This is a genomic window from Bacteroides sp. BFG-606 (assembly GCF_024788145.1).
GTDB lineage: Bacteria > Bacteroidota > Bacteroidia > Bacteroidales > Bacteroidaceae > Bacteroides > Bacteroides vicugnae.
Window position 1 is genome coordinate 6,092,418 of record NZ_JANUIL010000001.1, and the last position, 13,101, is coordinate 6,105,518.

General features: G+C 39.7%; 13 protein-coding genes and 1 pseudogene. 9 read left to right on the forward strand and 5 right to left on the reverse strand.

The genetic code is table 11. The annotated features are described in order from the left end of the window. Positions 1 to 1,443 precede the first annotated feature (1,443 nt). On the forward strand, positions 1,444 to 2,550 hold the full coding sequence (locus NXV01_RS23455) for an AAA family ATPase (RefSeq protein ID WP_148365021.1): 1,107 nt from the start codon (positions 1,444 to 1,446) through the stop codon (positions 2,548 to 2,550). Between the two features lie 261 nt (positions 2,551 to 2,811). Here the strand turns inward: NXV01_RS23455 and NXV01_RS23460 are convergent, their stop codons facing one another. After that, positions 2,812 to 3,036, reverse strand: a complete 225-nt coding sequence (locus NXV01_RS23460; protein WP_004296847.1) for a winged helix-turn-helix domain-containing protein — start codon at positions 3,034 to 3,036, stop codon at positions 2,812 to 2,814. Between the two features lie 300 nt (positions 3,037 to 3,336). On the opposite strand from NXV01_RS23460, the gene NXV01_RS23465 reads away from it, so the two are divergent. Then, positions 3,337 to 4,194, forward strand: a complete 858-nt coding sequence (locus tag NXV01_RS23465; protein WP_217721636.1) for a GyrI-like domain-containing protein — start codon at positions 3,337 to 3,339, stop codon at positions 4,192 to 4,194. A 64-nt stretch (positions 4,195 to 4,258) separates the two neighbouring features. Here NXV01_RS23465 and NXV01_RS23470 read toward each other — a convergent pair. From NXV01_RS23470 to NXV01_RS23480, 3 genes and pseudogenes are all read right to left on the reverse strand, one after another. After that, positions 4,259 to 4,631, reverse strand: a pseudogene (locus NXV01_RS23470) (VOC family protein). Between the two features lie 94 nt (positions 4,632 to 4,725). Then, positions 4,726 to 5,529, reverse strand: coding sequence for a helix-turn-helix domain-containing protein (locus tag NXV01_RS23475; protein WP_234133036.1), 804 nt, complete (start codon positions 5,527 to 5,529; stop codon positions 4,726 to 4,728). A 153-nt stretch (positions 5,530 to 5,682) separates the two neighbouring features. Beyond that, on the reverse strand, positions 5,683 to 6,552 hold the full coding sequence (locus NXV01_RS23480; RefSeq protein WP_148365024.1) for a DUF6845 domain-containing protein: 870 nt from the start codon (positions 6,550 to 6,552) through the stop codon (positions 5,683 to 5,685). 122 nt (positions 6,553 to 6,674) lie between these two features. Between NXV01_RS23480 and NXV01_RS23485 the strand changes: the two genes are divergently transcribed. From NXV01_RS23485 to pncB, 7 genes are all read left to right on the forward strand, one after another. Next, positions 6,675 to 7,001, forward strand: coding sequence for a cupin domain-containing protein (locus NXV01_RS23485; protein WP_195650060.1), 327 nt, complete (start codon positions 6,675 to 6,677; stop codon positions 6,999 to 7,001). Positions 7,002 to 7,313: 312 nt separating this feature from the next. After that, complete coding sequence (locus NXV01_RS23490) at positions 7,314 to 8,252, forward strand: DUF1848 domain-containing protein (RefSeq protein ID WP_074559087.1); 939 nt, start codon at positions 7,314 to 7,316, stop codon at positions 8,250 to 8,252. A 372-nt stretch (positions 8,253 to 8,624) separates the two neighbouring features. Continuing rightward, entirely contained in the window at positions 8,625 to 9,404 is a 780-nt protein-coding gene (locus NXV01_RS23495; RefSeq protein WP_148365026.1) for an SDR family NAD(P)-dependent oxidoreductase, read from the forward strand. Positions 9,405 to 9,540: 136 nt separating this feature from the next. After that, positions 9,541 to 10,146 carry a TetR/AcrR family transcriptional regulator gene (locus NXV01_RS23500; protein WP_148365027.1) on the forward strand — a complete coding sequence of 202 codons (606 nt, stop codon included), beginning with the start codon at positions 9,541 to 9,543 and terminating at the stop codon, positions 10,144 to 10,146. Between the two features lie 4 nt (positions 10,147 to 10,150). Next, positions 10,151 to 10,876 carry a DUF2271 domain-containing protein gene (locus NXV01_RS23505; protein ID WP_259023304.1) on the forward strand — a complete coding sequence of 242 codons (726 nt, stop codon included), beginning with the start codon at positions 10,151 to 10,153 and terminating at the stop codon, positions 10,874 to 10,876. Between the two features lie 44 nt (positions 10,877 to 10,920). Beyond that, positions 10,921 to 11,451, forward strand: coding sequence for a hypothetical protein (locus tag NXV01_RS23510; RefSeq protein WP_259023305.1), 531 nt, complete (start codon positions 10,921 to 10,923; stop codon positions 11,449 to 11,451). Positions 11,452 to 11,618: 167 nt separating this feature from the next. After that, entirely contained in the window at positions 11,619 to 12,785 is a 1,167-nt protein-coding gene (pncB, locus tag NXV01_RS23515) for a nicotinate phosphoribosyltransferase (RefSeq protein ID WP_259023306.1), read from the forward strand. Position 12,786: 1 nt separating this feature from the next. Here the strand turns inward: pncB and NXV01_RS23520 are convergent, their stop codons facing one another. Then, positions 12,787 to 13,101 carry a HigA family addiction module antitoxin gene (locus tag NXV01_RS23520; protein ID WP_148365029.1) on the reverse strand — a complete coding sequence of 105 codons (315 nt, stop codon included), beginning with the start codon at positions 13,099 to 13,101 and terminating at the stop codon, positions 12,787 to 12,789.

Here is a 13,101-nt window from a genome sequence, read left to right on the forward strand (position 1 = left end):
TTTGCGAATCGGACTGCAAAGATAAGAACTTTATTCAGTATAATCCAAACTTTTTCGGAAGTTTTTTTGTTCTTTTCTTTAAGTGGGATTCCGCTTTTTCACTAAGTCATTTTTTCAAGGCTTTCTTCTCTTGGAAAGCGGGTGCAAAAGTAGCCTCTTTTGGTATACAATCCAAATATATCAAACTATTTTTTCTAATTATTTTTGAATACATTTGCTAAAGTGCTGAAGCAGAACGATGTTGTAGAACATATTTTTTAAATATGGGTGGGGTGTGTGCGGAAACAACCGGAGAGCTACACATTGTTATATCACACGCGGGCGCGTAAGTGCACCGGGGATCAATTTGCGTTAGGGGGCAATTAAAGAATCAGGTCATAAATATAAGAGGAAAGAAAGATAGATATAAGAGATAGTGGTTTTATAGCGAGTTCCGTTTCTAAGTTTGATTCATTAATATGATACTTGTATGAGAATGATGCGTAGAATCTTCGATCTTACTGAAAAAGGATTTTTCTTTTTCATTTCTCATATTCTCATAACATGCACAATAATCTTTTGTAAATCAAGAATATAATACTATGAGAAATAAAATACAAAACGGCATTTCTCATAGTATGACACGCATTTTGTACATAAAACAACCTGTTTCTCATAACTTATCAAGGCATTTCTCATAGTATTTTGACTATTTATCCTATAAATTCTCAAGCTGGATTCCGGGCTAAAGATCAAGTTGAATACCAGACTACACACCGCTTTACAATATATTATCAGTGCTTGTTGGAAGTATATAGAGCAGACATTAGCATATTTTCCTACCGGCATCTGTATTGTTGCACTCCAGTGAACAGGTCTGTGCACTAAAGTGGAAAGAACCGTTCACTAGAGTGGAATGATTTGTTCACTGGAGTGCAACGATACAGATAGTAGCAGGAAAAAACGGCTATGATTAAGGAAAAACATGAAGATACAAGGTGAATGATACACAGAAAAGCAGTAAACAATAGGAAGTTGATTAATAAACGGCATAAGGAAAGGAATAATCATAAATCCGGAGAGAGTCCGGAAAAAGCCACAGCCATCATGCATGAGAAATGAGCTAAACAGATAAAAGCAGTATGAGAATAAGAGGAGAAATGATTGGAAACCTATGAGAAATGCATCATTTTTAAGGAGAAATGAGGGAAATACTATGAGAAATACCACTTTATCTTTTATTTCTCATAGCATTATATTATTGATTTACAAGCCGTTATCATATCACCTATGAGAACATGAGAAATGAATATGAAAAATCATTTGCAGAAGGCTGGATTTCTCTTTGATATAAATACAGGAAACTATCCACACCTATGTTTTTCGAGAAAATGATAAATCGGATCAGTTCATATCATGGATTTATTTCGTACCTTTGCCACTCGATTTATATAAAAAGAAAAAATGAGTAAAGAATACACACTCGCAGATTTCACAGATATTTTTGATTACTCCACAGGATGGTTCAGCGACAGTAGCATTTGTAGTCTATTCTATCAGATATTCAAACGATTCCCTTCCATGAAAATGGTGAAATATAAAGTAAACCAGGATTTTCTGAAAGAAATCAAGGAACTTTATCAGCAAGATGACGCGTTCGATATATTCGAGCATGTGTACTGCAATCATTTTGAAAATGAAAAAGAAGAAGAGGAGGAAGAAGAAGACAATACAGGTACAAAAGAGTTATACGACTGTATCGTTATCTGCAAAAAGAATTTAATGATCGGCTATTTTGATAATTGCGTAAAGATTGTCTATTCCAATATCGACGAAGAGGAAATCAATCATCTCAATCAGATTTGCGAAAATCACAAGAAGGAAAATGAGAAACTTAACAATCTATTTATAGTAACATACTCTCATAACTACTTCAGCCTGAAACAATCGCAAGTCAATGAACCTGCTATTCAGATTGATCGTCACTATAACGATGATTTTGTTCCCGTAGCTGCCGAAATCGAACACTTCCTGCTAGAGGACAACAAAAGCGGATTAATCATTTTGCATGGGAAACAAGGTACTGGAAAAACTACTTATATCCGCCATCTCATTAATCTTGGTAAAAAAAGAATGATTTATATGAGTGGGGATCTGGTAGATAAACTTTCGGATCCGAGCTTTATCACTTTTATCCGCCAACAAAAGAACTCTATCTTCATCGTAGAAGATTGCGAAGAACTATTATCAAGCCGCAACGGAGGCAACCGTATGAATGCCGGATTAGTCAACATACTGAATATCAGCGACGGACTGTTGAGCGATGAATTGTGTATCAAATTTATCTGCACCTTTAATGCTCCACTAAAAGATATCGACGAAGCATTGCTTAGAAAGGGACGCTTGGCTGCCCGATATGAATTTAAAGACCTGACCACTGATAAGGTTAACCAACTGATTAAGGAAGAAAGTCTGGATATTCCCGAACAAACACATCCCATGACACTGGCTGAAATCTATAATTACGAAGGAATGGATTTCTCCTTGGGAAGAAAACGGGTAGGATTCTAAAATATTCTCCGGAATAGAATTGCCAGAGAAAAAACAGGCAATTATTATTATGAAATATAAGTATATAAATTTTATCTGCAGCCGGACACGATTCGACATTTTTATACGTTTATTATATTTAAAAGAGTTGCCCAATAATAGGGCAACTCTTTTAAATATAAAACTTCTTAAGTTCAAACTAAACTTGTGATACCTTATACGGACATATTCTTACTTATAAGTTAACGGAACTTCTAAGATATTCACTCACAAAACCTGCTATTATCCAAAACTGAAGGGAAAAGCGCTTTCATCAGATAAAGCAATTAATCCATTTTTCCGTTGGATACAAATTTTGTTCTCCCGTGCCAACCAACCGGCGGCCAATGCTGTACTTTCTACGCTTAGGTTTAATCTTCTCGCCAATTCAGGTATTGAAATTTCACCAATTTCTTTCAGGGCATACCAGACCTTTCCGGCATTGTTCCCTACAATCGTTTTATCCATGGCTATTTTTATTAATAATTCGGTTACAATATAGTCATTTCAACAATAGTTTACAACAAAACCAGATTTTTTATTTTAGTTTTTGACATTATTTAAAACAAGAAAATCAATTTCGCAATTAACGGTTAAAAACTCGGTCATAGTTCATACCATAACACTACTGGAAGGCACATTATATATCAAAATAAATTCTCAAAACAGGTATAGGGAAACCATAGAAAGTTGACATTTCCGCAATATCGGACAAGTCATTTCGCTTTTTTACCAATACCTTTGCGAAGTGAAATACCAAAATTAGTTATGCAACAGAAAAAAACAACGAAAGAAGAATATCAAAAGTGCGTAAATGTGGTAGTGGAATACATCATCCAACATTTAGGAGAAGATATTGATTTAAAATCTCTGGCCAGAATTTCAAACTTTTCTCCTTTTTACTTTCACCGGATCATGAAAGCTTTTCTCGGTGAACCGATTGGTACGTTTATTGTCCGGACGCGGACAGAAGCTGCCGCACGCCTACTCCGCTACTCGGATATTCCGATTGCCGACATCGCCTACCGGATTGGCTACTCATCTCCTTCTTCGTTGTCGAAAGTGTTCAAGCAATTTTATGGCATTTCACCTTTAGAATATAGAAACAATAAAAACTTTGTAATTATGAAACCAGCGATTATCAGGCCAGACCTGGAACTAAAAAAAGAGATCAGAAATGTCTCCGAACGGAATGTGATTTATATCCGCCTTACAGGAGACTACAAACTGAATGATTACGGCGGCACTTGGGGACGTTTATTCCAATTCATCAAAGAACAAAAACTGCCGATGGGAGATTTCAGTCCGCTTTGCATTTACCACGATGATCCGAAAGTGACGCCAGCCGAGAAACTGCGTACAGACGTATGCATGGTGATGCCTGTAAAAGTTGCTCCCAAAAGTGATGTGGGATTCAAGGTTATCCCAGCCGGACGTTATGCCATCTTCCTTTACAAAGGACCGTATGACAATCTGCAAGCTGTGTACGATACGATTTACGGAAAGTATCTGCCCGAAATGGAATGTACGATACGTGATGAAGCTAGTGCCGAACGCTATCTGAACAATCCATGTGACACTCCTCCCGAAGAGTTGTTGACGGAGATCTATATTCCGGTAGAATAATCCGGATAAGAGGACGAAGGAACAGCAGTCACTTCCAGACAGGCTGTTCCCTCTTCCCTACCTCCTATTTTTCAGCATAGACGCCAATCCTGTTTCCTTCACTATCCGTGAATACGGCAAACCATCCTTTATCGTCTGCCTCAATCTTTGTTTTGGGAATGACCACTTTCCCTCCTTTCAGAAGCACTTTTTTCCAACGTCTGTTCGATATCCTCACAGTTGAAATGGATAAGTACGCCATGCGTTGAAGGAAGAAAGTCGAAGTTTGAAGCATAAGATATTGCACCGACGGTTTCACCTTCTTCCGTGAAACAAGCCATTTTCTCTGTTTCACATTCAAAAGTCGGAAGTTGCACACCCAACACCGTTTCGTAAAAATCGACAGCCCGACGGAAATCGGTAGCAGGAATCTCAAAAAATGCAATTAATTTTTTCATTTCGTTTCTTTTTTATGGTTACTACTAAGCCTTTGCAAAGACATTGCAAAAGTAGGGTAACCCGAGGAAGCCCAATAGGAAAAAAGAGACATCTTTAGAGTTCAGAGAAATAATCGGAATAAGGGGCACATACAGAAAGATACTCCGCAGGGGTATAACCGGAAAAGAGTTTGAATTCCTTTATCATGTGAGACTGATCGGAAAAGCCACATTCATAAGCCACTTGTACAAAAGGAACAGTAGCATCCTGTTGCAGCATGAATAACGCCCGTTGCATACGGATAATACGAATAAATTCTTTGGGAGTAGTACCGACATAATCGGTGAAGATACGCCCGAATTGCTTGCTGCTCAAACAGGCTGTCTCCGACAAATGAGAAATGTTGATTTGCGGCCGGAGATTTATTTCATGGAAAACAGCAGACATGCGCTTGAGATTATACTCGGGAAGAGTGTATAAACGACGAAGAAAAAACTGCTCTATCAACCGAATACAAACTGCATTACGAGAAGTATCCGTGACCTGTTTTACTAAGTCCGACAGTTCTGCATCTTCCATCGCACCGGTGTCTACATTCTGTCCGCGGAACAAATGACTGGGTATGTGAAACAATGCTTTTACCGCATAAGGTTGGAAAACAACAGTAATCATCTCTATCCTGCCTGTAGACATCACATCCGAGAAACCGACCGATTGTCCGGAAATAAAGGATTGGGGTTGCAGCTCCGACTCGCCCGACAAAAGAAGTTGTTTCCCTTTATGGAATACCAGTTGCATGCAGCCAATAGGCAGAGTCCGTTCGGAAACAGGGGCTATTGAGTCGTCTTGCAATATCCAGTAATGCCGTATGTAGGGAGCCAGTGCAAAACAGGGTTTTATCAATTGAAATGATTGCATATAACAAAGATATTATTTCTTAATCCAAATGCAAAAGTAAAACTCCTGTTTAAAAGGGGATAGTAAAAAAAGGACTTCTTTACTTAATTAAAAAAGCATCCTCTGCTTGAAGAAGCATGATTACAGCTCACATCCAAACAGAGGAAGAATTCTTTAGATAACGGAAAGTCCATATTCGTAGGCTTCCGACATCGCATTGTAATCTGCGTCGGAATATGCGCCTTTATCCCTTGCTTTCTGCATATCTTTCATAAACGATTCTACAGAAGACAGGAAACTAGAATAGTTTTTCTGTTCTTCATCATAGCCTGTCACAGCAGGAAGCTTCTTTGCAGCTTCGAGTTCCTTCTTCAGTTCCGCCATCTTCATGTCAATACGCATACCGTCCAGCGCATGTTTGCGGGAATAAAGATTCATGATGCTTTGCACAGTGCCGGACATCTTACGCATAGCCATGATCTGATCTTTCAACGGTTCGTCGGCAAGAAGTTCTTTTTCAGCCTGTTCCGTGAGCGGGCTTAGAATATCAAAAATCACTTGTTTATATTCGGACATTTCTACACTTAGCCGGTAGTTTTCATCCAAGAGCTTGCCAGCCTTGGCTGTCTCTTTGGCCTGCTTGTAAGAGAGAAACTTATTAAAATTATCATAGAATTGCGTCCGTGCACTAAAAAGTCCTCTATAACTCTGCTTCAGATTCTGACGGACTTCTATATTAAAGTAATCTCCCGGATCCATCAATTCCGCAGTGTCTCTGGCAGATACTTCAGGCGGTGCTATCGGAGATACTTCAGGAACTTTTCCTGTCTGTTCCATATATCCCAAGACCGCATTTACGTCTTTTGCATTAGCTACATGCCTCAACACGATGAGCGATGTATGATAATAGTTTATCACTTTACTGGCATTATCCAATTCCTCCGGAGTGACGGAGGACGCAGCCTGTTTCTTGTTTCCTCCCGAACAGGAAACCAATAAGAAAGCACCTATCAGTGCTCCAAACAATAAGATATTCTTCTTCATAATAATGGTTAGTTTATTGAGACTTTCGTACTATAACAATAAAAATCGTTTTTTGTTATAGACAAACAATGCATATTTGATAAGTGTTCTATACATGATATTAACTTAAAAATAAAACAAATATGGAACAATCATTTCAAAAAGGAGTTGTGCTCCATTTGGCTTCCCTCATTGAATATACTGAAGGAGGCGTCATCAGCAAACAGTTAATCAAAAGTCCGGCAGGAAATATCACTTTATTTTCTTTCGACAAAGGAGAAGGGTTAAGCGAACATCGTGCTCCGTTTGATGCGCTCGTGCAGGTATTGGAAGGGGTAGCGAATATTACTGTAAACGGAAATCTGTTCACCGTAAAAGCAGGAGAAAGTATCGTATTTCCGGCGAATGCGCCGCATGCCCTTACAGCAGTGGAGAGATTTAAGATGCTGTTGACTATGATTAAGGAATAAACAACCATAGTGTATAAAAACAAAAAATGGCTACTCATCACGAGCAACCAATCTTTTGTTAACCTTAAATCTAATACTTATGAAAAAAACACTGTACAAAGGTACCATATTTCAGGTAAATAGCAAATTTTAGAGCCTAAACAGCCCATATTATAACAGGGTTTAATACTCTGGGAAGCGTATTAACATTTCAGACTTTACACGTTAACATTTAACATATTCATTCACACAAGTTACTTCTTGGGTAAGTAAGAATACAAAAAAGGGACATCATTGAAACAACATCGGCTTTTTTTTTTGTAACTTTGAACTATGATAATCAGTGCCAGCCGCCGGACAGATATTCCGGCATTCTATTCCCAGTGGTTTTTTAACCGGATTAAAGAAAGATATGTATTAGTGCCCAATCCATATCATCCGAAAATGATTAGCAAGATCTCTTTATCTCCTGCTGTAGTAGATTGTTTTGTTTTCTGGACCAAGAACCCGGCACCTATGCTCAACCAACTGGAGAAATTGCAGGATTACAACTATTACTTCCAATTTACACTTAACCCTTACGGAGAAAAGCTGGAAAATCATTTGCCCTCCATCGATAAACGAATGGATACCTTTAAAAAGCTGGCTGATAAAATCGGCAGGGAAAGGGTGATCTGGAGATACGATCCGATACTGACGAACGAGGAATACAATGTTTCTTTCCATCAGGAAGCATTTGCCCGGATTGCCGACGGACTCAAAGACCACACTGCCAAATGTATGCTAGGATTCATAGATCATTACCAGCATATCCGGAACTCTGTACGGTCATTCAACATCTATCCGCTGACTCAAGAGGAAATAGAAGAAATGGCTGTCTCTTTTAAAAAAACAATAGACGCTTATCCCGACATACAGTTGGATACTTGTACTGTGAAGGTGGATTTAAGACATTTGGGTATTCCGAGCGGCCTGTGTATCGATAAGAATCTGATAGAAAAGATCATCGGTTATTCCATCCTCGCCCAAAAGGATAAAAACCAGCGTAACATCTGCAACTGCATTGAAAGCATTGATATCGGAACTTATGAAAGTTGTCTGAACGGATGTATTTATTGTTATGCCATCAAAGGCAATTATAACACGGCAGTATATAATAGGAGGAAACATGATAAAAACTCACCGCTACTTATCGGTCATTTATCCGAAGAGGATATCGTAAAGGAACGGGAGATGAAAAGCCTGCGGGATAACCAATATTCGTTGTTTTAATCTCTTCGGTCTACAGTTGGCTTACAGGCATAAAAAAAGGCTATCTATCCCAGACAGCCAATCTTTTGTTAACCTTAAATCTAATACTATGAAAAACACAGTACAAAGATACGGACTTTTCGGTTATCTCCAAATTTTGAGGTCAAAGCAACGTATCTTATAACATGGTTTAATAGAATCAGAACCGCATTAACAAATGAGTGGCCGGCCATTAACATTTAACAGTTTTCTTAAAGAATCAAGGCGTAAAACTGGAAGAGATGCAAAAGTTTTCGAATCGAATACCTTATCTTATTAAAGAGAGTTTATGCGGGCTAACAAATTCCTCTGCCAGCTGTTTCTAATAGAAGGTAACCATCAAATTCCCATTATATGAACAGATTCGAAAATAAAGTAGTTGTCATCACCGGTGCTGCCAGTGGCATAGGCGAAGCAACCACACGCCGCATTGTCTCCGAAGGAGGCAAAGTAGTCATCGCTGACCATTCCGAGAAAAGAGCGGAACAGCTTGCCAACGAACTCATGCACGCAGGGGCTGACGTGCGCCATGTCTATTTCTCCGCCACCGAACTCCAGAGTTGCAAAGAGTTGATTGATTTTTCCATGAATGAATATCAAAGAATAGATGTACTGATTAATAATGTAGGAGGAACTGATCCCAAACGTGACCTTAGCATCGAAAAGCTGGACATCAACTACTTTGATGAAGCATTCCATCTGAATCTCTGCTGCACGATGTACCTTTCCCAACAGGTCATTCCTATCATGACTGCCAATGGCGGCGGAAACATTGTCAACGTAGCTTCCATAAGCGGACTTACGGCTGATGCCAACGGCACTTTATACGGCGCCAGCAAAGCGGGTGTCATCAACCTGACGAAATATATCGCTACTCAAATGGGAAAGAAAAACATCCGTTGCAACGCCGTAGCTCCGGGACTGGTACTTACTCCCGCTGCATTGGACAACCTGAATGAGGATGTACGTAATATCTTCCTCGGTCAATGTGCCACTCCTTATCTGGGAGAACCGGAGGATGTTGCAGCTACCATCGCTTTTCTGGCTTCGAACGATGCCAGATACATCACCGGACAAACAATTGTGGTGGATGGCGGACTGACCGTTCATAATCCGACAGTAGCGTTATCATAAAACGACCGGATAACGTATTATCGGTAAAGATGATACGTTATTAACCGGCAACCATTACAAAAATAATCTCTTTTTCCTTGATGTTACCGATAGGAAACATATCTTTGTGACCAGTCAGTAACAAAAGTATCAAAGTATGGAAAAAGAGATTACTAAAAACAGACAGGCTACGGAAATGACCCTGATTAAAGCCGTCAACGATATCATCGAAGAAAGCGGTTTCGAAGGGTTGGGGATCAATGCGGTAGCAGCCAAGGCCAAAGTTTCAAAAATGCTTATCTACCGTTATTTCAATTCGCTGGATGGACTGATAGCAGCCTACATTCAACAGAACGACTATTGGATTAATTTCGATGAAAAGTTACCGGATCAGACTCATTTAGCCGCATTTATCAAGCAGATATTCAAAAGACAAATCATGTGGTTACGGGAGAATTATACATTGAAACGCCTGTATCGCTGGGAACTGACAACGGACAATAAGTTTGTGAAAGAGTTGCGCAACAAACGGGAAGAGAAAGGTATCTGGCTGGTAGAGGCAGTCAGCAAACTTTCAAAACATCCGAAAAAAGAGATTGCCGCTATGGCTTCCATCATCACCGCAGCCATCAGTTATCTGGCATTGCTCGAAGAAAACTGCCCGGTCTACAACGGCCTCAAAATTCAGCAGGAAAGCGGCTGGGAGGAATTGGAAGAAGGCATCAATCTATTAGTAGACCTCTGGTTACAAAAACAACTCTAATCAAATGAATAAAATGACAATAATGGGAATATGGGTTCTTTCTCTATTGATAAATAGTGGATGCAACCGGGGGTTAGTAGAATACGACAGTAACGATCTTAAAATATCTATTGAAAAAGGGGAAGAGTGGTTGCATAATTTTCCTTTGTTTCTAGGCATCAACATCAAAAATCCGCCCCAGATTGCGATCTGGACTGAAGACATGGAAGGAAATTATCTGTCCACCGTGTATGTGACACACAAAATAGCCACTCAATCCTGGCAAGCCTCCCGTGGTAACCGCCGAAAGGAAGCGCTGCCGCATTGGTGTTATCAGCGGGGAATCCAATATGAAGACGGGGTATATCTCCCGACTAAAAAAGAACCGTTGACGGACGGTATCAGCGGAGCTACTCCGAAAGGTAGTTTTAATGTAAAGATGTCGCCAACCGGAAAAGAGAAGAAGTTTATAGTCAAAATTGAGATCAATCATTCTACAGATTTCAATGATGCATATCCGAAATCGGCCAAAGAAGGAGACGCCAATTACTCCGGTGGAAAAGAAGGGAGCGGACAGCCTGCCCTTGTCTACGCAGCAGAAGTGGATTTGACTTCCGGCAAGAAAGAATTTACAGCCAAACTGATCGGACACAGCAGCCCGGATGGAAGTAATGGAGATCTTACCAGAGATACTTCTTCACTCACAACTGCATTGCATATCGTTAAAAGCATAACCGTGTATGTGCAATAGCAGCAGCTAACCATCGTATTATCAGACTCTATCCTTGCATCATTATGAAGAAATTTATATTCATCTTTGCACTGCTATCTTTCATCACTGTATGTGCCGACGGACAAACAGACAGCAGACGTCTCTCTTACACTACATATATCGGGACAGGTTTTTCTATGAATCAGCCTTCTTACACGCCTTTCAACTGGCAAATCGTCAGTCATTACCACATCAGTCAACGGTTTGCCATCGGTGCGGGTAGCGGACTTTCTGTTTATGAGAAGTTGCTTATTCCGCTTTATGCCAGTGCGCAATTTTATATAACGAAGCCCAGGAGACTGACTCCTTATCTGGAATGTCATATCGGTGGGTCTTTTGCCACAGACAGAGAAGCAAACGGAGGCTTTTACCTCTCTCCTTCCATCGGTGCACAATTTAAAGTCAACCGGAAATTAAAACTGAATTTGATGGCAGGTTATGAACTTCAGAAACTGGAACGTATAAAGAAACAGGAAGATCCGTATTTCCATACGACGTTTAAGGAAGAATTGTCGCACCATTCCATTACGCTGAAAATCGGCTTGACGTATTAATACAACTATAATAAGAGATAAGGAATTTGCCATTGCGAACAGAATATATATTCAGATCCTGCTTTATTCCCCTCGAATAAAAAAGGTATAATTATTAATGATTAAGTCGTTATATCATTCAACAAATACTAACTTTACGACGTTATAAGATATAAAGAGCGAACGAAATGATTGTTAAGACATTACTAGATACCGATCTTTATAAGTTTACCACATCGTATGCTTATATCAAACTGTTTCCCTATGCAATGGGCACGTTTAGTTTCAACGACCGGAATGAAACCCAATATACCGAAGATTTCCTGAAAGCACTCAAGACAGAGATTAAGAATCTTAGTCAGTTGAGGTTTACGGAAAAGGAGCTGGAATATATGACAAAAAACTGCAGATTCCTTCCGAGGGTCTACTGGGAGTGGTTATCTTCTTTTCGTTTCGACCCTAATAAGATTGATATTCATCTGGATGAAGCCTGTCATCTTCACATGGAGGTGACTGACTTGCTCTATAAAGTGACGTTGTATGAAGTGCCTTTGCTCGCGATTGTCTCCGAAATCAAAAACCGTTTCTTTGGCAATGTAGCAGACATGAACGAGATTCTTTGCAAGCTATCGGAGAAAATAGAATTGTCGAATCAACATCAGCTCTGTTTTTCCGAATTCGGCACACGGAGAAGATTCTCCATTGATGTGCAGGAAACGGTTATCAAGAAGCTGAACGAGACGGCACATTATTGCACCGGAACTTCCAACTGTAACTTTGCAATGAAATATGGAATGAAAATGATGGGGACTCATCCACATGAATGGTTTATGTTTCATGGAGCGCAGTTCGGATATAAACATGCCAACTATATGGCACTCGAAAACTGGGTGAATGTTTATGACGGGGATTTGGGTATCGCACTTTCCGATACATATACTTCCGGTATCTTCCTTAGTAACCTTAGCCGCAAACAGGCCAAACTTTTTGACGGAGTGCGTTGCGATTCCGGTAATGAGTTTGAATTTATCGACAAACTGGTTGCCCGTTACAAAGAGTTGGGAATTGATGCGACAACCAAAACCATCGTTTTCAGCAATGCCCTCGACTTTACTAAGGCATTGGATATTCAGGAATACTGCCAGAACAAAATACGCTGCTCTTTCGGAATCGGTACCAACCTTACCAATGATACCGGATTCGAGCCTTCGAACATCGTGATGAAACTGACACAATGTAAGATGAATGTCAATCAGGAATGGAGAGAATGTATCAAACTATCTGATGATGAAGGAAAACATACCGGCAGCCTTGAAGAGGTACAGGCTTGCCTGTATGAGTTGAGACTCAACTAAATTATAACAATGTTGCACATATTTTCCGTAAGTTCTCCAAATGCGCCATAACATTCTTATCCTTTCGGGCAATTTGCATATTATATCTTGTCTGCATATTCACCAACAACTCCGCATTTATATTGGTAGCAGCTTCAATCAACAAAGCAAAATCAGTAGATACAGGACGACGCCCATTCAATATATCATTCAGCATCGTATACGACACTCCTACCACCTCTGCAAATCGTTTCTGCGATATTCCACGAGATTGTAATTCTTCTTTTATAATCTCTCCCGGATGTACTGAAACAAAAGAATACCCTAAATTAGACAT

What these genes read in the sequence shown, in the direction of transcription:
- NXV01_RS23505 (WP_259023304.1), top strand. Translation starts at nt 10,151, where the DNA reads ATGAATAAAATGACAATAATGGGAATATGGGTTCTTTCTCTATTGATA.
- NXV01_RS23495 (WP_148365026.1), top strand. Translation starts at nt 8,625, where the DNA reads ATGAACAGATTCGAAAATAAAGTAGTTGTCATCACCGGTGCTGCCAGT.
- NXV01_RS23480 (WP_148365024.1), bottom strand. Translation starts at nt 6,552, where the DNA reads ATGAAGAAGAATATCTTATTGTTTGGAGCACTGATAGGTGCTTTCTTA.
- NXV01_RS23475 (WP_234133036.1), bottom strand. Translation starts at nt 5,529, where the DNA reads ATGCAATCATTTCAATTGATAAAACCCTGTTTTGCACTGGCTCCCTAC.
- NXV01_RS23500 (WP_148365027.1), top strand. Translation starts at nt 9,541, where the DNA reads ATGGAAAAAGAGATTACTAAAAACAGACAGGCTACGGAAATGACCCTG.
- NXV01_RS23510 (WP_259023305.1), top strand. Translation starts at nt 10,921, where the DNA reads ATGAAGAAATTTATATTCATCTTTGCACTGCTATCTTTCATCACTGTA.
- NXV01_RS23465 (WP_217721636.1), top strand. Translation starts at nt 3,337, where the DNA reads ATGCAACAGAAAAAAACAACGAAAGAAGAATATCAAAAGTGCGTAAAT.
- NXV01_RS23455 (WP_148365021.1), top strand. Translation starts at nt 1,444, where the DNA reads ATGAGTAAAGAATACACACTCGCAGATTTCACAGATATTTTTGATTAC.
- NXV01_RS23460 (WP_004296847.1), bottom strand. Translation starts at nt 3,036, where the DNA reads ATGGATAAAACGATTGTAGGGAACAATGCCGGAAAGGTCTGGTATGCC.
- NXV01_RS23520 (WP_148365029.1), bottom strand. Translation starts at nt 13,101, where the DNA reads ATGTCTAATTTAGGGTATTCTTTTGTTTCAGTACATCCGGGAGAGATT.
- pncB (WP_259023306.1), top strand. Translation starts at nt 11,619, where the DNA reads ATGATTGTTAAGACATTACTAGATACCGATCTTTATAAGTTTACCACA.
- NXV01_RS23485 (WP_195650060.1), top strand. Translation starts at nt 6,675, where the DNA reads ATGGAACAATCATTTCAAAAAGGAGTTGTGCTCCATTTGGCTTCCCTC.
- NXV01_RS23490 (WP_074559087.1), top strand. Translation starts at nt 7,314, where the DNA reads ATGATAATCAGTGCCAGCCGCCGGACAGATATTCCGGCATTCTATTCC.